The sequence below is a fragment of the Kibdelosporangium banguiense genome, assembly GCF_017876405.1.
Classification (GTDB): Bacteria; Actinomycetota; Actinomycetes; order Mycobacteriales; family Pseudonocardiaceae; genus Kibdelosporangium; species Kibdelosporangium banguiense.
Genome location: NZ_JAGINW010000001.1, coordinates 11130580 through 11148964, shown reverse-complemented (window position 1 = coordinate 11148964; position 18385 = coordinate 11130580). Strand labels below are relative to the sequence as shown.

Genomic DNA, 18385 nt, shown 5'->3' with positions numbered 1-18385 from the left:
CGGTGAATAAACGTCGGAGGTTCATCTTCGAACGACCCTTCGTTCAGGCTTCGGTGTGTCCGAGCAGGGGATGGGGCACGAAACGCACGTCGGGTTCGAGCATCGTGCCCAGTTCGAGCACGACGATTTCGTTGGCGCCGGCCCGCACCACGGGGCTGGGGACGTACAACGTCCGTTGCGGGCCACGCCGCCAGTAGCGGCCGAGCGGGAAACCGTTGATCCAGGCCATTCCCTTGCCCCAGAGGCCGGTGTCCAGGAACAGGTCCGCGGGCTGGTCGAGGTCGAACTCGCCGCGCAGCAGCGCCGGTCCGGCCGTCGGCCCGAACACGGCCGCGCTGTCTGCTCGCAGGTCCGGCACAAGGGCCATGTCGATCGGCATAACGTCCCAAGTGGACAAACTCTGTCCGTTGAGGACCGCGCCGTCGATGATGCCCTTGGCCTCACCGATCCGCGTGCCGTAGTCGACCCTGCCCTGATCCTCCACCAGTACCAGGAGTTCGCCGTTCGCCCGAGGCAGGGCGATCGCGCGGTCGTGGTGCTCCCTCAGCAACGTGCCCACGTGATCGCCGTCGAGGAACACCGCTGCCCGGTCGCGAACCTCGCCGAACGTCAGCACTCCCGGCTTGTCACCGGTGATCCGGGTACGCAGCAGGACAAGCTGGGGGATCGGGCTGAGCTCGTCGAACGTGGGCAAGTGGTCGTACGTCTGCCAGGTGCCCCAACGCTGTGGTGCATCGAGCAGGCGGACGGGATCACGCAACAATGCCGTCGGTGTGGGCGCGGGCTGCGCCGGAGGCGGAACGCTGTCGGGAACCTTGTGATAGCGGGCGATCACGTCCCGGAAAGCGTGGTACTTGGCCGTCGGGTTGCCGGCTTCGTCCAGTGGTGCGTCGTAGTCGTACGAGGTCACCAGCGGCTGGTAGACGCCCTTGTCGTTGGCGCCGTTGGTAAGGCCGAAGTTGGTGCCACCATGGAACATGTAGAGGTTGACCGACCCGCCCGCGGCGAGCAGGGCGTCCAGATCGGCCGCCGACTCCTCGACCGAGGTGGTGTGGTGGTGCGCGCCCCAGTGGTCGAACCAGCCGTTCCAGAACTCGCTGCACATGAGCGGTCCGGTGGGCTGGTGGGCGCGCAGGGTCGCGAGCCGTTCGGTGGTGCGGGAGCCGAAGGAAGCGGTGCGGTGCAGGCCTTCCAGGCTCCCGGCTTCCAGCATCTCCGGGGTCGGCTGGTCCACAGTGGTCAGGGGAACCGTGATCCCGGCTTCGCGCGTGTACTCGGTGAGCGCGGCGAGATAACGCTTGTCGTTGCCGAAAGCGCCGTACTCGTTCTCGATCTGGACCAGCAGAACCGGTCCGCCGCGGTCGATCTGGTGCGGCACGACAACGTTGTAAACTTGGTTCAGATATTCCCGCACGGCCGCGAGATAGCGCGGCTCGTACCGGCGGACGCCCACTTCGGGATCACGGAACAGCCAGGGTGGCAGGCCGCCGTTGGCCCACTCGGCGCAGATGTACGGGCCCGGCCGCACAATGGCGTACATCCCGGCCTCGGCGATCATGCGCAGGAACCGGTCCAGGTCCAGGCCGCCGGACAGGTCGAACTCGCCGGGCTCCGGCGAGTGGGCGTTCCACGGGACGTAGGTCTCGATGGTGTTGAGGCCCATCTGACGGGCCTTGCCGATCCGGTCGGCCCACAGGTCGGGATGCACCCGGAAGTAGTGCAGGGCACCGGAAAGGATCTTCAAGGGCCGGCCGTCGAGCAGGAAGTCGGTCTCGCCGATCGCGAACTCAGGCATTCTGGCCCACCAGGGGACGCAGGCGCAGGGCGGTCCAGGACAGCGGCGGGAGTGTGCCGGTAATGATCGTACCTCCGTGGTGCGGGGCAGCGGTCACACCGGACAGCCGGATGGGCTGAACCGGTTGCGACTCGGCGGTATTGGTGGCGTGCCGGGTCAGGCCGTCGGGTGTCGTGACGGTCCAGGCGTTCTCGACGTCAAGGCCCGCGCCGCGGATCCACAGCCGGACCTCGGTGGCCGACGTGGTGGCGCGGTTGGTCAGGAAGACCGCACAGTTACCGGATTCCTCAACGGTCACGGCGGCGTCGACGATGTCGACTTCGCCATGCCGAGCAGTGCTCACGCGATCGCCGTCCACCGTCAGCTTCAGGCTCGACCCACGGGCGGACGCGGCGACCAGCTGGAAGGGGTGGAAAGTCGTCTGGCGCCAGGCGGGGCCGCCGGGTTCGGAGCGGATGGGCGCGATGACGTTCACCAGTTGGGCCTGGTTGGCCATGGTGACCCGGTCGACGTTGCGCAGCAGGCAGTTCAGCAACGATCCGACCACGACGGCATCGGTGACCGTGTAGGTGTCCTCGATGATCCGCGGCCGGGTGTGCCAGCCCTCAGCACCGAGCTTGGCGGAGTCGACCTCGTTCCACCGGCGCAGATCCCAGGTGTTCCACTCGTCGACACTGATGCCGATCTTCTTGTCCAGCCCCAGTTCCGCCAGGGTCTCGTCGATGATCCCGGCAGTGGTCCGGATGTAGCTCTCCAAAGCGGCGCCGCTGGCGAGATAGCTGTCGGCGTCGCCGTCGAACTCCTGGTAGTAGGCGTGCAGCGAGATGTGGTCCACCAGCGCGGCGGTGTGCCGCAGGACCGTGCGTTCCCAGGAGCCGAACGTCGGCATGTCCTGGCTCGAGCTGCCCGCCACGACCAGTTCCACAGTGGAATCGATCATGCGCATGACACGAGCGGTCTCGGCGGCCAGCCGGCCGTATTCGTCGGCCGTCTTGTGACCGATCTGCCAGGGCCCGTCCATCTCGTTGCCCAGGCACCAAAGCCGGAAGCCGAAAGGACTGTCGGCGCCGTTGGCGCGACGCTGCTCGCTCAGTGCGGTTCCACCGGGGTGGTTGCAGTATTCGAGGGCATCCATGGCCTCCTGGATGCCCCGCGTGCCGAGGTTGACCGCGTACATGGGCTCCACGCCCGCTTCCGCGGCCCAGTCCGCGAACTCGTGCAGGCCGAACTGGTTGGTCTCCACACTGTGCCAGGCGGGATCGAGCCGTACGGGCCGCCCGGCGGCGGGCCCGACGCCGTCCTCCCAGCGGTAGCCGGACACGAAGTTGCCGCCGGGATACCGGACCACGGTCGGGCCGAGCTCACGTACCAGATCCAAGACGTCACGGCGGAACCCCCGCTCATCGGCCGCAGGATGCCCGGGTTCGTAGATCCCGGTGTACACACTGCGCCCCATGTGCTCGACGAACGACCCGAACAGCCGGGGTGGTACCGGGCCGATCGGGTCGTTGACGTCCGCGTTGATGTGGACGGCCATGCGGTCCTTCCTGGGGGAGGGCTCGGTGGGCGCCAGGCGGAGCGCCCACCGAGCCGGGTCGTTTATCCGGCGCTGACGGTGAAACCTTGCTGGTTGCCGTATTCGACCAGGGCCTTCTGCCAGTCGGCCAGCCCGCCGTCGAGCGCGGAGCTGTTGAGGTATGCCTTGCCCACAGTGTCGCCGTAGATGGTGTTGGCGTACAGCTGGTACGGCAGGTAGGTCCAGCCCTTGGCGACCTCGTTGGCCGCCTGGGTGAGCACCTGGTTGATCTTGACGCCGCCGAAGTACGCGTTCGGTGCCTCAAGGAACGAGCTCGCGCTCAGGTCGGCCTTGGTGGCCGGGAAACCACCGCTGTCCAGGAACGGCTTGATTCCGTTGCCGTTGTTGAGCCAGCGCACGAACGCCGCCGCGAGCGGCTGGTTGGCGCTCTGCTTGAGCACCGACTGGGTGCTGCCGCCGTTCTCCGCGGTGACCGGCTTGCCGTCATACGTCGGGATCGGTGCCACGGCCCACTTCCCGGCGCCGGCGGCGACGGATTCCTTGAGCACACCCGGGAACCAGGCGCCGGCGAGCTGGGTGGCGATCGTGCCGTCGCCGAGCGCGCGGTACCAGTCGTCGGTCCAGCCCTTGATGCCGGACAACAGCTTGCCCTGGACCAGCTGGTCCCACTTGGCCGTCCACTTCTTGGCGCCCGGGTCGGCCAGGTTGATCTTCACGTTGCGGCCGTCGGTGGTGAACGGGTGGCCGCCCGCCTGCCAGATCATGCTCGTGGTGAAGCCGGCGTCACCGGTGTCGGCGGTGATGGACTTGGCCGGGTCGGCCGCGCGCAGCTTCTTGGCCACGTCGATGTACTCGTCCCAGGTCTTGGGCACCGTGAGGCTGAACTTGTCGAAGACCTCTTTGTTGTAGAACAAGGCCATCGGGCCGGAGTCCTGCGGCAGGCCGTAGAGGCCGTTGCCGACCTTGACACTTGACCACGTCGAGGCGGTGTAGTCCTTCTCGAACGTGCTGTAGCCGTACTGGTTGAGGTCGACCAGCGAGTCGGTCAGCGCGAACTGCGGCAGCGCCTGGTACTCGATCTGGGCCACGTCCGGCGCGCCGGACCCGGCCTTGATCGCGTTCTGCAGCTTGGTGTAGTGGTCGTTGCCGGTACCGGCGTTGACGTAGTTGACCTTGACCTTCGGGTATTCCTTCTGGAAGGCCGCGACCTGCTCCTCGGCCGAGGGGGTCCAGCTCCAGTACGTGATCGTCCCGCCGGCCTGCAGCGCGGCGTCGACGGCGTCCTGGTTCCCGGTGGCAGCGGGCTGTCCGGCGGGAGTGGTCCCTCCGGACGAGCATCCGGCGACCATGGCGGTCACCAACGCCGCTGCCGCGGCGATCTTCATGTGGCGGCGGATCATCGATTTTCCTTCACGACAATGTGGATAGGAGGTCGGGCTGGTTACTGCTTGACACTTCCCGCGCTCAGTCCTGACTGCCAGAACCTTTGCAGGAGAAGAAATGCGATCACGAGCGGCACGATGGTCAGTAGCGAGCCGGTGACCACGAGGTTGTAGACCGGACGGGCGGCGGCCCCCTGGGCCTGCGCGTTCCATTGGTTGAGCCCGACGGTCAGCGGGTACCACTTCGGTTCGCTGAGCATGATCAGCGGCAGGAAGTAGTTGTTCCATGTGGACACGACCGCGAACAGCGCGACCGTGACGATCCCGGGCATCAGCTGGCGCAGCGCCACCTGGAAGAAGATCCGGAACTCCCCGGCGCCGTCGATGCGGGCGGCTTCCAGCATCTCGTCGGGGACCGAGTCCACAGCGTAGATCCAGATCAGGTAGAGCCCGAACGGGCTGATCAGCGACGGGATGATGATCGCCAGCGGCGTGTTGGTCAGGCCGAGATCGCTGAACAGCAGGAATGTCGGCACGGCCAGTGCCGTGCCGGGGATCGCGATGGCGCCGAGGATGACGGCGAAGACCGCCTTGCGTCCGGGGAACTGGTACTTGGCCAGGCCGTAGCCCGCGACAGTCGCCAGGAACGTCGCGCCACCCGCGCCGGCCACCACGTACAGCAGTGTGTTGCCCAGCCAACGGAAGTAGATCCCGTCGTTGTAGGTGAAGGTCTGGATGATGTTGTCGAACAGGGCGAACGAGCCGCCGAGTGCGAACCCCGGGGTGGACAGCAGGTCGCTCTGGGTCTTGGTCGAGCTGATCACCAGCCACGCCAGCGGCGCCAGCGTGTAGATCAGGTACAGCGACATGATCGCCGTCAGCACCCGGGACCTGCGGGGCCTGAGCACGGAAATGGAGCTCATCACATGCCTTTCCGCGCACCGCGCAGTTGCACGACATAGGCGATGACCGCGGTGAGCACGCCCATCACGATCGCGACTGTCGCGGAGTAGTTGTACTGCTGGCCACCGAAGGACAGGTTGTAGGCGTACATGTTCGGCGTGTAGAAGGTGCTGATCACGTTGGGCACCAGCGTCCGCAGGATGTTGGGCTCGTTGAACAGCTGGAAGCTGCCGATGATCGAGAAGATCGTGGCGACCATCAGCGCGGGCCGCAGGGCGGGCAGCTTGATGCTCAGGATGGTGCGGAACGTGCCCGCGCCGTCGATCGCCGCCGCCTCGAAGAGGTCCGTGGGGATGACCTTCAGCGCCGAGTAGAAGATCAGCATGTTGTAGCCGACGAACTCCCACGTGACGATGTTGCCGATGGAGGCGAGCATCCAGTCACCGGACAACGGTTTGATGGCGTTCGTGCCGAACAGGTGGTTCAGGTCCGCGGCGAGCCCGAAGTTCTCGCCGTACATGAACCCCCACATGAGCGTGGCGACCACGGCAGGCACGGCGTACGGCAGGAAGATAACGATTCGGAAGAACCCGGACGCGTGCAGCCGCGCGCTGTCGATCGCCAGTGCCGCGACCAGCGCCAGCAGCAGCATGATCGGCACCTGGATGGCCAGGAACAGCACGACCCGCACGAACGACTCCCAGAACTTCGTGTCCGCGAAGACCAGTGCGTAGTTGTCGAATCCGACGAACGCCGAGCCGCCGAAGAAGGCCTGCGTGCGGTACAGGCTGAGGCCGAACGCGTAGATCACCGGCGTGAGGAACACCAGCGCGAACACGAGCAGGAACGGCGCGACGAACAGCCAGCCGCGCCACTGACGGCGCCTGCGCGGCTTGGTCACCGCGCGGTGCGGCGGGGCCGGCGGTGCGGCTGTGGACGTCATCGTCATTCAGGTTCCCAGCTGCCGGATCAGATGGCCCGGCGAAAAATGTTTACGTCAACATGAACGCGCAGAAGATAACCTGTTGACGTAAACATGTCCAGAACGACTGAGGAGTTGACTCGTGACGCGGCGTAGCCCCGACGCTCGACGCAGAGGCCCGTCCATGGCCGACGTGGCGCGCGAGGCGGGGGTGTCAGGCCAGACGGTCTCCCGCGTCGCCAACGGCAAGACGAATGTGGACGATGCCACCCGCGAACGGGTGCTGGCCGCCATGCGCAGCGTGGGCTACCGGCCCAACAGCGCGGCCCGCGCCCTGCGTAACGGCCAGTTCCGCAGCATCGGCGCGATCATCTCGGCACTGCCGACCTTCGGTAACAGCCGTACCCTCAGCGCTGTCGCCAGTGCGGTCGCCGCCGAAGGGCTCACGATCGCGCTCATGCCCGTGACCCAGTCGACCCAGAGCGAGGTCACCGGCGCCTTCAGCTGGCTCAGCGAGCAGGCGGTCGACGGCATCATCATCCTCATCGAGCAACACCAGCTGGACGAGAACGAGATCGAACTGCCCAAGGGGCTTCCCGTCGTCGTCATCGGCGCTGATGCCCGCCACGAACACCCGGTGGTGGACACCAACCAGGCCGAGGGCGCCGCCTTCGCGACCAACCACCTGCTTGACCTCGGCCACCGGACCGTCTGGCACATCGCCGGTCCGCCCCTGTCCTACGCCGCTGAACGACGCCAGAGGTCTTGGCGCGCAACGCTGGAGCGGGCCGGGCGGGAGACACCTCCGGTGCTCACCGGCGACTGGTCGGCGAATTCCGGCTACTGCCACGGCTTACGGCTGGCTGAGGATCCCTCGGTCACCGCTGTCTTCGCAGCGAACGACCAGATGGCGTTAGGCCTGATGCGCGCCCTGCACGAAAAGGGCCGTACCGTGCCCGGCGACGTGAGCGTCGTCGGATTCGACGACATGGAAGAAGCCGCCCACTTCTGGCCCCCGCTCACCACTGTGCGCCAGTCGTTCGAGGCAGTCGGCCGCAACGCCGTCACCGCCCTGCTCGCCGAGATCGCCAACAACAGCCAGGGCACTGCGGTGGTCGAGGTCCCCACCGAACTCGTGGTCCGATCCAGCACGGCAGCACCGGCGGGCTGAACAGGCCGGATGATGCCGGCCCTGGTGTTGTCCTACTCTGGAGTCATGCCGGTCAGGTCGAGAACCTGGATCGCCGCGTCAGGAGGGCTGGCGCGGCTGGTCGTCATTCTCGGTCTGCTGGTCGGCCTGACCGCGTTGCAGGGCACCCACAGCCGGGAGGCTTTCCGGCCGTTGGCGCACGCTGCGATGTGTCCCACCACAGTGCACGGCGCCGATGCGGGGACTGAGCAGATCATCAGCCCGCATGGTGCTGCTGTGCTGTATGACGCGGACACAGCGCATACATCGGAGCCGCATTTCCCCGGAGTCATCGGGATGTGTGCGGTTTTGCTGGTCGCCGTGCTGTTCCTGCTGATCTCGATCGTTCGTCCTGGTTTCCTCGGCTTCGCGTTCTGGCGGGCCGGGCCTCAGCGGGCTGTGAAGCGTCGCGAGCATCGCGCGCCCAGCCTCGCGATGATCTGCGTGCTGCGCACGTAGGCCGGACAGAGCCCGTCTCGCACCAAGCCCACCCTTTCCGCGTGCGGCTTGTCACGGCCGCATGCCCTTTCAAGGAAACGAAACCATGACTTCGAATACCAAGATCTCCCTGACGGTCCTCGCCGTCGTCGCCGTGGTGGTGACCGGAATCCTCCTGCTCAACCGGCCGGATACGCCACCGAACACCGGATCGCAGGCGCAGCAACCGAATGCGCCGGCCGCTCAGCTCGTCCGTCCCGACAGTCATCGGCTGTCCAATGCCGCTGACGGCAAGGTGACTGTCGTCGAGTTCCTCGACCTGGAGTGCGAGGCATGTGGTGCCGCGTACCCGGGAGTGGAGAAACTGCGTGCCGAGTACGGCGACAAGGTCACCTTCGTGATGCGTTACTTCCCGATTCCCAGCCACCGCAACGCCGAGCTCTCGGCGCGTGCTGTCGAGGCAGCAGGTCAGCAGGGGAAGCTGGAGGGGATGTACAAGCTGATGTACGAGAACCAGCCGCTGTGGGGCGACCAGGATGTCTCGCACCGCGACACGTTCCTGGGCTTCGCTCGCCAGCTCGGTCTGGACATGCCGGCTTTCGAGGCCGCGCTGGATGCCAAGGCCACGCTTGACCGGGTTCTCGCCGACCGCAACGACGGCACCGCACTCGGAGTGCGTGGCACGCCGACGTTCTTCATCAACGGCACCAAGTTCGCCGGACGGCCTTCGTATGAGGCGTTGAAGTCGGCCGTCGACGCGGAACTGGCCAAATGACTCAGGTACTGGAGCAGAAACAGTTCACCGACCGGCTGCTGCCCTGGATCCTGGCAGTGGGCGGGGCGGTCGGGCTGATCGCGGCGTTCGTCCTGACGGTCGAGAAGATCGCGTTGCTGCGGGATCCGGGTTATGTCCCCAGTTGCAGCATCAACCCGGTGCTCAGCTGCGGCTCGGTGATGAAAACCCCGCAGGCGGAGGCGTTCGGCGTGCCCAACCCGCTGCTGGGCATCGCCGGGTTCGCGGTCGTGACCGCAGCCGGTGTGTCCATATTGGCCGGTTCCAGGTTCGCGCGCTGGTTCTGGCTGGGGTTGCAGGCCGGATGCGTGTTCGGCGTGGTGTTCGTGCACTGGCTGATTTTTCAGAGCCTGTACCGGATCGAAGCGCTGTGCCCGTACTGCATGGCGGTCTGGGTCGTGACGATCCCGATCTTCTGGTACGTGACGCTGCACAACCTGCGTCAAGGTAGTGGACCTTGGCGGCGGGCGGGGGAGATCCTCACCCGGTATCACACCGTCGTCCTCATTGGATGGTACGCCGTCATCGGCCTGGCAGTGCTACAGGCCTTCTGGTCGTACTGGATTACATTGCTGTGACCGATACCCCCGTTGGGCTCTTGCTCAACGGGGGTATCAACCAGCTTTCTGTCCGGTGGGGCCGACGGCGAACCAGGCTCCGTCGACACCGTTGCCGTTCGCCTGGCCTGCGCCTTCGTCGTTGGTGTTGCGGTAGAGCGGCCAGCCGCCCAGAGTGACCTGCTTGAGGCCGTTGCCCCGCTCGACCGTGCCGAGCAACGTCTGGTCGATTCCCTGCGCGTTCACCTTGCCGCTGGCCGACAGCAGCGGAGACCAGACCAGGATGCACTCGGTCTCAACGCAATTGGACTTCGGCGGCTGTGCGGTGTCCTTGTCGTACCGGTAGAGCGGGAAGCCGTCGTCGTCGCTGACCACACTGCCGATTCCCGCGATCTGCACGACCTGCAGATTCGCGGTGTCCAGCGGCAGGTTCCGGGTGGTGGTGACAGCAGGCTTGCCGCTCGGCGCCGGCGGCGGGGCACTGCTGCCCGTGTCCGCGGACAGCGACGAGGAGGACGAGCAGGCTGTCAGAGCGCCTGCTAGGACGGTAAAGGCGAGCATCAACTTCCTGGCCACATCTGTGTCTACGAGGAACCATCGTAGGTGGTTGAACAGACGGGTCGTCGTTATCGTTTTGTAACCTCGTAGCGGTGTGGTCACCGGCTTGGCAAGTACCGTGGTGGCAGAGGTGATGTTCGTGACGCAGCCAAGCCGCGACGAGCGCATCGAGCAGTCTCGTCGGTACTGGGACAAGCACGCGTCGGCGTACGACAAGTCGATGGCGTTGCTTGATCGGACCGTCTTCGGGCCAAGCCGGGACTGGGTGTGTTCGCAGGCGCTGGGGCGAACGCTGGAAGTCGGCGTCGGTACCGGCCTGAATCTGTCCCGGTATCCCGCGGACGTGCGGTTGACCGCCATCGATCTGAGTCCCGAGATGCTGGCGGTCGCCCGGAAACGGGCCGCCGCGCTGGGCCGGGACGTTCGCCTGGAAGAGGCCGACGCACAGCGGCTTCCGTTTGAGGACGGCAGTTTCGACACGGTCACGAGTACGTTGGCGCTGTGCGCGGTACCTGACGAGCGGCTTGTGGTGGCCGAAATGTACCGGGTGCTGAAGCCGGGTGGCCGGCTGGTGCTCCTGGATCATGTGCGGCCGAGTTCGCCGCCCCTGCGATGGCTGTTTCGCGGGCTGCAGGCAATGGTCAATCGGTTCTCTCCGGACAGTGGCGAGCACTTCCTGCGGCGTCCGATTGAGACAGTTGTGGCGCAGGGCTTCACCGTCGAGCACAGTGAACGGTTCAAGGGTGGCGTGATTGAACGGGTGACCGCCCGCAAAGTCCGATAACGTCGTTTGAATTCCGCTGCCCCAAAGGGAAATACTCCGCCGAATGATGCCAGGAATGGCGCGGGTCCGTTCAGCCGAACGGTGGTGTGGACCAGTTGCGGGCGTCAGTATCCTGGCTTCGACGTGCGGGGGTTGGGCTGTGCGCAGCATGTTCTGACGGGGAGTGGCCGGTGGGTGCAGGGTGGGGAGTTTTACCGGCGCGGCCCGGTGGACCTCTGACTATGCTTGTGGATATCCCGGCTGTCCAGGCCCGGCGAACCCTTTGACGGCACGCTTGTCATTTCGGCGGCGCCGCAATCAACTGTTTGTTTCCTCGAATTCTTGGCGCTGGGGTAAGTGCTGGACAACGCGAAGGGAACGAGTGGCCGAATGAACCTGCCGCTGTCGTTCGGACAGGAGCAGCTGTGGTTCCTCGACCAGCTGTCACCAGAGGAGACGACGTACAACCTCTACACCGCACACCGGCTGCGTGGGCCGTTGGACGCCGACGTCCTGCGGCGGTCTCTCACCTTCGTTCTTGACCGGCACGCGGCACTGCGCGCGTCGTTCGGCACCATGGACGGCGCGCCGTTCCAGGTGATCGCGCCGTCGCGGGAAGCCGAACTCGAGGTCGTCGATCTCGGCGGGGAGTCCGAGATCGAACCGGCGGTCAAGGCCGCGGTGTCCATCCCGTTCGATCTGTCGCTCGGCCCGTTGTACCGGTTCCGGCTCTGGCGCCTGGACGCCGGGGACCATGTGTTCCTGGCGTGTTTCCACCACATCATCACCGACGGCTGGTCGAACGGGATCATCGACGGCGAACTCGGTGTGGTGTACCGGGCGCTGGCCGAAGGGCGTCCGCCGCAACTGCCTGAGCCGGCCATGACGTTCGCCGATCACGTTCGCGCGCAACGTAAACGGTTGCACGGCGAGGTGCTCGAAGAAGAACTCCAATACTGGCAACGGCAATTGGACGGGCTTGCGGTACTGGAGCTGCCCACCGACCGGTTGCGGCCGGCGATGGCCAGCTACGCGGGCGACTCCGTGTGCGTCGACTTCCCCGCAGACCTCGTGCACGGCGTGCGGAGGCTCGCACACGAGCAAGGCACGTCGCTGTTCATGATTCTCACCACCGCGTTGGCCGTTGTGCTGCACCGTTACAGCGGGCAGGACGACATCCCGATCGGTGTGCCGATGCTCGGCCGGATCGAGCCTGAGCTGGAGAGCGTTGTCGGCCTGTTCGTCAACATGGTCGTGCTGCGCACAGACCTCTCCGACGACCCGGCGTTCGCCGAGCTGCTGGAGCGTGCCACCGAGGCCAGCATGGACGTCTACGACCATCAGGAAGCGTCGTTCGAGAGAGTGGTCGAGCGGGTGCAACCGGTCCGCGACCCCGGGCGTAACCCGCTGTTCCAGGTGTCCATCCAGGTGGTCCCAGACGAGACCGGCGGCCTCGATCTGCCTGGCGTGCGGGCCGAACTGCTGATCCTGTCCGCTGTCCGGGCGATGTTCGACCTGGTGGTCAACGTCTTCGAGGGCCCGGAATCCGTGCGTACCCACGTCACCTTCGCGACGGCGTTGTTCGACCGGTGGCGAGTGGAAGCGATGGTCGGCCACCTGACGCAAGTGCTGACCGCCGTGGTCGAGGACCCGTCGATCCCGCTGTCCCGGATCCCCATGCTGAACGACGATGAGCGGGAAGAGCTGCTCGCAGCCGGGCGCGGCGAAGAGGTGGCGTACACAAGCGAAACGTTGCATGCCAGCATAACGAAGGTTGCGCAGGCCAATCCCGACGCGGTGGCAGCGGTGTGCCGTGGCGTCGAGATGACCTACGGCGAACTCGACCGGAAAGCGGATCTGCTGGCCGCGCATCTGCGAACTCGCGGCGTACAGCATGAGCAGATCGTTGCCATCGCGATGGACCGCGACCTGGACACGCTCGTGGCGATGCTGGGCGTGCTGAAGGCGGGTGCGGCGTTCGCGATGATCGATCCGTCGCTTCCGGTCAAACGGCTCGAGTACATCCTGAGCGACACCAAAGCATCACTGGTGATCGCTCGGTCATCCACTGTGGACAAACTGCCGGAGCCGGCAGGCTGGAGCGTGGTACTGGCCGATGCCGGCGAGGCCACTGTGGAGCCCTTGGCCGAATGGGCCACACAGGACTCACTGGCCTATGTGCTCTACACGTCGGGTTCGACGGGACAGCCCAAGGGGGTGCTGATCGAGCATCGCGCGTTGCGGTGTTTCGTCGAGGCATACCGGCGTTCCTTCGACATGACGGCCGACGACAGGATGCTGCAGCTGCCCGCGTTGACGTTCGACGCCTCGATGGGGGAGATCTTCACCGGCCTGACGATCGGGGCGACACTCGTCCTGGTCTCGCCCGAGGAAGGGTCGGCGCCCGACCAACTGGCCAAGCTCATGCGCGAGCAACGCGTGACGTATGCCGACATGGCGCCCGCCATCCTGTCGATACTCGAAGCCGGGCCCTATCCGGACTTGAAGTACGTGGTGAGCGGCGCGGACGCGGTACCAGCCGAGATGGTCAACAAGTGGAACCTGCCAGGACGGCGGTTCCTCGACCTGTACGGCCCGACCGAAGCCGCAGTGGCCTGCACCGAATACGAGTGCGAACACAAGGAATGGGTGTCCCCGCCGCCGATCGGGCATCCACACGTCAACCGCCTGGTCTACGTGGTGGACCAGCACAATAACCTCGTTCCCCGCGGTGTCCCGGGTGAGCTCTTGATCGGCGGGGACGAAGGGCTGGCCCGTGGCTATCTCAACCAGCCCGAGCTGACCGCGGAGAAGTTCGTCCCGGACCCGTTCCGGCCGTCCGGCCGGGTCTACCGCAGCGGTGACCTGGTGCGTTGGCGTGAGGACTTCGAGCTGGAGTTCCTCGGCCGGATCGACACCCAGGTCAAGCTGCGCGGGCTACGCATCGAACTGGGCGAGATCGAGTCGGTGATCCTCAGCCACCCGCAGGTGCGGATGGCGGTCGTGCTGCTGGGGGCCGACTCCCGCGGCGAGCAGCGGCTTGTCGGCTACTACACGGCGACCACAGCCGACCCGCCGAGTCCGGCCGACCTGCGAAGGCACCTGAGCGAGCAGCTGCCGGAGTACATGGTGCCCACAGCGTGGGTGTCGCTGGCCGAGTTCCCGCTGACGACCGCGCGGAAGATCGACCGCAAAGCACTGCCAGAACCGGTCGACACTGCCCAGGCGCGGGAGTTCATACCGCCGAGCACAGCCACCGAGATCCAGGTCGCCGCAGTGTTCGGGGACGTCCTCGGGGTGGCGCGGGTGGGCGCGAACGAGAACTTCTTCGACCTGGGCGGCAACTCGCTGCAGGCGATGCGGGTGGTGAGCCGGATCAACAAGGCGTTCGGCGTGAAGGTGAACGTGCGGCTGCTGTACGGGACGTCGACGGTTGCCGCCATCGCGTCGAAGATCGATGGCGCTGCGGGTGAAGGGAAGTCGCGTGGATAGTGTCGTGGACACGCTCGTCGCGATCAAACCGAGCGGTGCCAAGCCGCCGTTGCATTGCGTGCCCGCAGTGTCGGGTTCGCCTTACGCCTACAACGGTCTGGCTCGTCTGCTGGACAAAGAGCAGCCGCTCTACGGTTTCGAAGCTCCCGGGTTCGACAACGAGCGCGCCCCAGTGGCCTCGTTGCGTGAGCTGGCCGCCGAGTACACCGAGGCGCTGAGGAGTGCTCAGCCTGGCCCGTACTGCCTGCTCGGCTGGTCCATGGGTGGCGTGATCGCGTTCGAGATGGCGTTGCGCCTGACCGAAGCCGGGCAGGAGGTCCCGTTGCTGATCCTGGTCGACGCCGTTACCCCGTTGAAGGCCGACACGCCTGATCAGGCCGACATGACGAAGTCGTTCCTGTACGACCTCATGGCCGCCGCGGCTGTTGAAAAGGACACAATGGACAGTGTGCTCGCCGGAGCGGCGGCAGAGCCAGATGCTGCCTTCGGGTGGATCGAACGGGCCGGGCTGTTGCCGGAGGAGCTCGACGCCGAGTTCCTGAGCGAGCGCTACGCGGTGTTCCACGCGCACATCGAGGCGTCGTACGGCTACGAGACAGATGAGATCTACCGCGGCGGCCCGGTTCTCGCGATCAAGGCAGCCGCGACTCCGCCTGACCGGATGCGGTGGGAGCGCTTCGCCGCCAACGTTGAGGAGCATGTCATCGACGCGGACCATCACTCGATCTGGCAAGGGGACCGGCTGATCGAGCTGAGCCAGGTCGTGCAACGCCGGCTTGACGGGGAGGCCGGGTGACTCAGGCGCAGCCCAAGGCCCGCAGTTCCCTGCTGCGTAACGGCGATTTCCTCAAGTTCTGGGGTGGTGAGACCCTGTCGCTGTTCGGCGCTCAGGTCACCACGCTCGCATTGCCGCTCACCGCCGTGCTGGAGTTCCAGGCCGGTCCGGGGGAGCTGGGCCTGCTGGGCTTCGCGCAGTGGTGTCCGTACCTGGCATTGGCGCTGGTGTTCGGGGTGTGGGTGGACCGGGGCCGGCGCCGGCCGATGATGATCGCGGCGAACCTGATCCGGATGGTCCTCATCGGACTGGTGCCGCTGCTGGCCGCGTTCGACCAGCTGGAGATCGTCTCGCTGGTGATCATCACCGCCGGGGTCGGGATGGCGTCCGTACTGTTCGACGTGAGCTGGATGTCTTACGTACCAACGCTTGTCAAGGGCCCGGAGAACCTCGTCGAGGCCAACGGCAAGCTCGGTGCCACATCCGCGGCGGCCGAGACGGCGGGTCCCGGCCTGGGCGGCCTGCTCGTCAGCGCGTTGACAGCGCCGATCGCCATGGCGGTGGACGCGGTGTCCTACCTGGTGTCCGTGGTGACGTTGTCGCTCATCAAGGTGCGGGAACCACGGCCGGAACGCCCGGAAACCCGGCGGCGGCTGCTCCCGGAACTCGCCGAAGGACTGCGCTGGGTCGCCGGCAACCGATACCTGCGCGCGATCGCGCTGATCGGCTGCTTCTGCAACTTCCTGACCATCGCGAACAACACGCTGTTCGTGCTCTATGCCCTGCAGTCACAAGGCTTCCAGCCCAGCCTGATCGGGTTGACGATGTCGCTCGGCGCCATCGGCGGTGTCATCGGCGCCGCGTTCTCCGGCCGGGTCCTGGCCAAGCTCGGTGTCGGCCGGACGTACTCGGCCATGGTGTCGACGGTGTTCGTCGGTCTGGTGCTGGTACCGGTCGCGGGCGGCCCGCTGCCGGTCGTCGTCGCGGTGTTCGTGCTGGCGTATTTCCTGATGTACGGCGGGATGTCGGTGGCCAACGTCGTCATCCTGAGCCTGCGGCAGACCATCACCCCGAGCTCGCTGCTGGGCCGGATGACCGCGGCCATGCGGACACTGATGTTCACCGGCGGTGCACTCGGCGCGCCGGCGGCCGGCCTGCTTGGCAGCGTGCTCGGCCTGCACGGCGCACTCTGGTGCATCGCGGCCGGTGCCGGCCTGATGATCGTCGCGGTGGTGTTGTCGCCGGTCGGCCGCCTGAAGGAAATGCCTCCGGCGGCCGAACCAGCCTCTTAGGATTTCGCGGCGGTGAGTTCGTCGACCGCCCCGGCGATGGCGCGGACTGTGCTGTCGCCGTAAAGCAGCCGGACACTGACCTTGATACCGAAGGTCTTGTTGATCCTGCTGACCACGCGGGTGGCGTGCAATGAGTTCCCGCCGAGTTCGAAGAAGTTCGCGTCCGGGTCTTCGACCGGCTTATCGAGAACGGTCTGGAGAATGCTCGCCACGGTCGCTTCGGTCGGCGTGGCGGGTGTGGTTACGGCGCCATCGGTGTCCGGTTTCGCAGGTTGTCCGGGTGCGTCGTTGTCGAGAATCTCCAATTGCCAGTCCTCGGTCCAGTGCGCCACGTTCCCGCTTCGGAAAACAACGCTGTTTTGCTTGAACGGGTTCGGTTCGAAATGCTCGGCCGACTGTTCCTGGCGGGTTTTCTCGTCAGCGTTCACCAGCAGTTCGCCCGGCACACCGCGGGGCAGCAGGTTGCCTGCCGGGTCGACGACGTAACACAGTTCGATGCCTTCGACCTGATGCCCGGCGGCCAGCGCCCGGTCGTGCTCGGCCTCGGTGAGCAGGCAGATCCGCGAGACGGGCTGGGCGGGGTTCTTCATCGCCGAGCGCAGCACCTGCTCGACGTGCCCGAGGAACGCCTCGATCCGCCACTGGCCGAACATGTCCGCCGGGTAGGACAGGTGCCCGCGCATGCCGTCGGCGGTCTCGAAGAAGTTGATGTTCATATCGAAGGACGCCCTGGTCGTGGCCGGTTCCAGCCACTCGACTGTCAGCCCGGGCAGGGTGAACCCGGCGGGGGAGTTGCTCGCGCCGAGCACCTGGACGGAGACCTGGAACAGCGGATTGCGGCCAGGCACGCGGACCGGGTCGAGCCGTTCGACGACCTTCTCGAACGGCACGTCCTGGTGGTCGTAGAGGTCGAGAGACGACTCGGCGAGCTGCTCGAGCAGCCCGGCGAACGACGGGTCGCCGGACAGGTCGGCCCGCAGCACGACCATGTTGACGAACATGCCGACGACATCCTCGAGATCCGGGTCGGTACGCCCGAGCATCGGCACGCCCAAGGGCACGTCCAGCTGCCTGGTATACCGGCCGAGCACGACCCCGATGGCCGCCGTGACCAGGATGAACAACGACGTGCCCTGCTGCTCGGCGAACGACCGGAGCTCCTGGTGGAAGGCCGGCGGGTAGTCGAGGACCAGGTCGCCGCCCGCGCGGCTGCCGGTGGCCGGCCTCGGCTGGTCGGCCGGCAGATCCAGCTCGGTCAGCCCGGCCAGGCGCTCGGCCCAGAAGCCGAGCTGGCTGTCCAGCTCGGCCACAGACACGCGGTCGCGTTGCATGGCAACGAAGTCCCGATAGCGCAAGGCCGGTTCGGGCAGGTCCGGCTCGGCCCCGGCCATCAGGTCCCGGTAGACGACGGCCAGTTCGCGGTTGACGATCGCGACCGACCAGCCGTCGATGACGATGTGGTTGAAGCTCAGGGCCAATACGTGGTCGTCGTCGGCCAGCCGGACCAGCGTGAACCGGTAGAGCGGCCCGGTGACCAGGTCGAACGGGATCGCGGCCAACGCGCCGAGCTCACGACTGACCGCTTCGTCCCGATCCTCGCCGGTGCGGTCGATGACCGTGAGCTCGACCTCGGCGGGTGGGCTGATCAGCTGATATGGGGTGCCGTCCGCGTCGTGGAACGTCGCCCGCAGGGTCTCGTGCCGCGCGACCAGCAGGGTCAGCGATCGCTGCAGCACCTCGACGTCGAGCGGGCCACGTAACCGGTAGCCGATGTCCACGTTGTAGAAGGTCTCGCCGGGTGTCAGCTGGTCGAGAAACCACAACTGTTCCTGCGCGTACGACAAAGGCAGCCGCTCACCAATCGTTCGATCGGTCATCGCGCTACTCCGTTCGTGGATTCCAGGCCATGAGTGAATGCCCCCGCAGTGAATCGTATCGAACTTTTCTCCGGCCGGAGACGGCCGATTCGAATGCCATTGGTCTGCCCGA

The 18385-nt window shown here is 66.2% G+C and carries 15 protein-coding genes; 8 read left to right on the top strand and 7 right to left on the bottom strand.

Translation table 11 applies throughout. From position 1 onward, the window contains the following. Nucleotides 1–43: 43 nt before the first annotated feature. From JOF56_RS49830 to JOF56_RS49810, 5 genes are all read right to left on the bottom strand, one after another. Nucleotides 44–1795 (bottom strand): glycoside hydrolase family 35 protein, encoded by a 1752-nt coding sequence (locus JOF56_RS49830; RefSeq protein ID WP_209646453.1) that lies wholly within the window; start codon nucleotides 1793–1795, stop codon nucleotides 44–46. Further along, a complete protein-coding gene (gene arfA / locus JOF56_RS49825) occupies nucleotides 1788–3332 on the bottom strand; it encodes an arabinosylfuranosidase ArfA (RefSeq protein WP_209646452.1) in 1545 nt (514 codons plus the stop codon). Before arfA ends, JOF56_RS49830 begins: the two co-directional genes overlap by 8 nt. A gap of 62 nt (nucleotides 3333–3394) precedes the next feature. After that, nucleotides 3395–4732, bottom strand: a complete 1338-nt coding sequence (locus JOF56_RS49820) for an ABC transporter substrate-binding protein (RefSeq protein WP_209646451.1) — start codon at nucleotides 4730–4732, stop codon at nucleotides 3395–3397. 41 nt (nucleotides 4733–4773) lie between these two features. Further along, the gene (locus JOF56_RS49815; RefSeq protein WP_209646450.1) at nucleotides 4774–5637 is read right to left on the bottom strand and encodes a carbohydrate ABC transporter permease; all 864 of its coding nucleotides are present in this window, start codon (nucleotides 5635–5637) and stop codon (nucleotides 4774–4776) included. Continuing rightward, complete coding sequence (locus JOF56_RS49810; RefSeq protein ID WP_209646449.1) at nucleotides 5637–6560, bottom strand: carbohydrate ABC transporter permease; 924 nt, start codon at nucleotides 6558–6560, stop codon at nucleotides 5637–5639. The genes JOF56_RS49815 and JOF56_RS49810 overlap by 1 nt, the downstream gene beginning before the upstream one ends. Before the next feature lie 163 nt (nucleotides 6561–6723). On the opposite strand from JOF56_RS49810, the gene JOF56_RS49805 reads away from it, so the two are divergent. The 4 genes from JOF56_RS49805 (at nucleotide 6724) to JOF56_RS49790 (ending at nucleotide 9537) form a co-directional block, all read left to right on the top strand. After that, the gene (locus tag JOF56_RS49805) at nucleotides 6724–7710 is read left to right on the top strand and encodes a LacI family DNA-binding transcriptional regulator (RefSeq protein ID WP_209648957.1); all 987 of its coding nucleotides are present in this window, start codon (nucleotides 6724–6726) and stop codon (nucleotides 7708–7710) included. Nucleotides 7711–7755: 45 nt separating this feature from the next. Next, a complete protein-coding gene (locus tag JOF56_RS49800) occupies nucleotides 7756–8187 on the top strand; it encodes a hypothetical protein (RefSeq protein ID WP_209646448.1) in 432 nt (143 codons plus the stop codon). 85 nt (nucleotides 8188–8272) lie between these two features. Then, nucleotides 8273–8941, top strand: coding sequence for a DsbA family protein (locus JOF56_RS49795; protein WP_209646447.1), 669 nt, complete (start codon nucleotides 8273–8275; stop codon nucleotides 8939–8941). Then, nucleotides 8938–9537, top strand: a complete 600-nt coding sequence (locus JOF56_RS49790; RefSeq protein ID WP_209646446.1) for a vitamin K epoxide reductase family protein — start codon at nucleotides 8938–8940, stop codon at nucleotides 9535–9537. Before JOF56_RS49795 ends, JOF56_RS49790 begins: the two co-directional genes overlap by 4 nt. Nucleotides 9538–9573: 36 nt before the next feature. Here JOF56_RS49790 and JOF56_RS49785 read toward each other — a convergent pair whose 3' ends face one another. Further along, nucleotides 9574–10077, bottom strand: coding sequence for a hypothetical protein (locus JOF56_RS49785; RefSeq protein WP_209646445.1), 504 nt, complete (start codon nucleotides 10075–10077; stop codon nucleotides 9574–9576). Between the two features lie 136 nt (nucleotides 10078–10213). Between JOF56_RS49785 and JOF56_RS49780 the strand changes: the two genes are divergently transcribed. From JOF56_RS49780 to JOF56_RS49765, 4 genes are all read left to right on the top strand, one after another. Beyond that, entirely contained in the window at nucleotides 10214–10858 is a 645-nt protein-coding gene (locus JOF56_RS49780) for a class I SAM-dependent methyltransferase (protein WP_307855625.1), read from the top strand. Between the two features lie 369 nt (nucleotides 10859–11227). After that, nucleotides 11228–14329, top strand: coding sequence for a non-ribosomal peptide synthetase (locus tag JOF56_RS49775; RefSeq protein ID WP_209646444.1), 3102 nt, complete (start codon nucleotides 11228–11230; stop codon nucleotides 14327–14329). Next, nucleotides 14322–15125 (top strand): thioesterase domain-containing protein, encoded by an 804-nt coding sequence (locus JOF56_RS49770; protein ID WP_209646443.1) that lies wholly within the window; start codon nucleotides 14322–14324, stop codon nucleotides 15123–15125. Before JOF56_RS49775 ends, JOF56_RS49770 begins: the two co-directional genes overlap by 8 nt. Next, nucleotides 15122–16396 (top strand): MFS transporter, encoded by a 1275-nt coding sequence (locus tag JOF56_RS49765; RefSeq protein WP_209646442.1) that lies wholly within the window; start codon nucleotides 15122–15124, stop codon nucleotides 16394–16396. Before JOF56_RS49770 ends, JOF56_RS49765 begins: the two co-directional genes overlap by 4 nt. On the opposite strand, the gene JOF56_RS49760 is transcribed toward JOF56_RS49765, so the two are convergent. Continuing rightward, nucleotides 16393–18273: a condensation domain-containing protein gene (locus JOF56_RS49760; RefSeq protein WP_209646441.1), complete on the bottom strand. Its 1881-nt coding sequence runs from the start codon at nucleotides 18271–18273 to the stop codon at nucleotides 16393–16395. The genes JOF56_RS49765 and JOF56_RS49760 overlap by 4 nt on opposite strands. Between the last annotated feature and the right edge of the window lie 112 nt (nucleotides 18274–18385).

Coding starts and splice junctions, on each gene's coding strand:
- JOF56_RS49830 (WP_209646453.1), bottom strand. CDS start 1,795: ATGCCTGAGTTCGCGATCGGCGAGACCGACTTCCTGCTCGACGGCCGG.
- arfA (WP_209646452.1), bottom strand. CDS start 3,332: ATGGCCGTCCACATCAACGCGGACGTCAACGACCCGATCGGCCCGGTA.
- JOF56_RS49820 (WP_209646451.1), bottom strand. CDS start 4,732: ATGATCCGCCGCCACATGAAGATCGCCGCGGCAGCGGCGTTGGTGACC.
- JOF56_RS49815 (WP_209646450.1), bottom strand. CDS start 5,637: ATGAGCTCCATTTCCGTGCTCAGGCCCCGCAGGTCCCGGGTGCTGACG.
- JOF56_RS49810 (WP_209646449.1), bottom strand. CDS start 6,560: ATGACGTCCACAGCCGCACCGCCGGCCCCGCCGCACCGCGCGGTGACC.
- JOF56_RS49805 (WP_209648957.1), top strand. CDS start 6,724: ATGGCCGACGTGGCGCGCGAGGCGGGGGTGTCAGGCCAGACGGTCTCC.
- JOF56_RS49800 (WP_209646448.1), top strand. CDS start 7,756: ATGCCGGTCAGGTCGAGAACCTGGATCGCCGCGTCAGGAGGGCTGGCG.
- JOF56_RS49795 (WP_209646447.1), top strand. CDS start 8,273: ATGACTTCGAATACCAAGATCTCCCTGACGGTCCTCGCCGTCGTCGCC.
- JOF56_RS49790 (WP_209646446.1), top strand. CDS start 8,938: ATGACTCAGGTACTGGAGCAGAAACAGTTCACCGACCGGCTGCTGCCC.
- JOF56_RS49785 (WP_209646445.1), bottom strand. CDS start 10,077: ATGCTCGCCTTTACCGTCCTAGCAGGCGCTCTGACAGCCTGCTCGTCC.
- JOF56_RS49775 (WP_209646444.1), top strand. CDS start 11,228: ATGAACCTGCCGCTGTCGTTCGGACAGGAGCAGCTGTGGTTCCTCGAC.
- JOF56_RS49760 (WP_209646441.1), bottom strand. CDS start 18,273: ATGACCGATCGAACGATTGGTGAGCGGCTGCCTTTGTCGTACGCGCAG.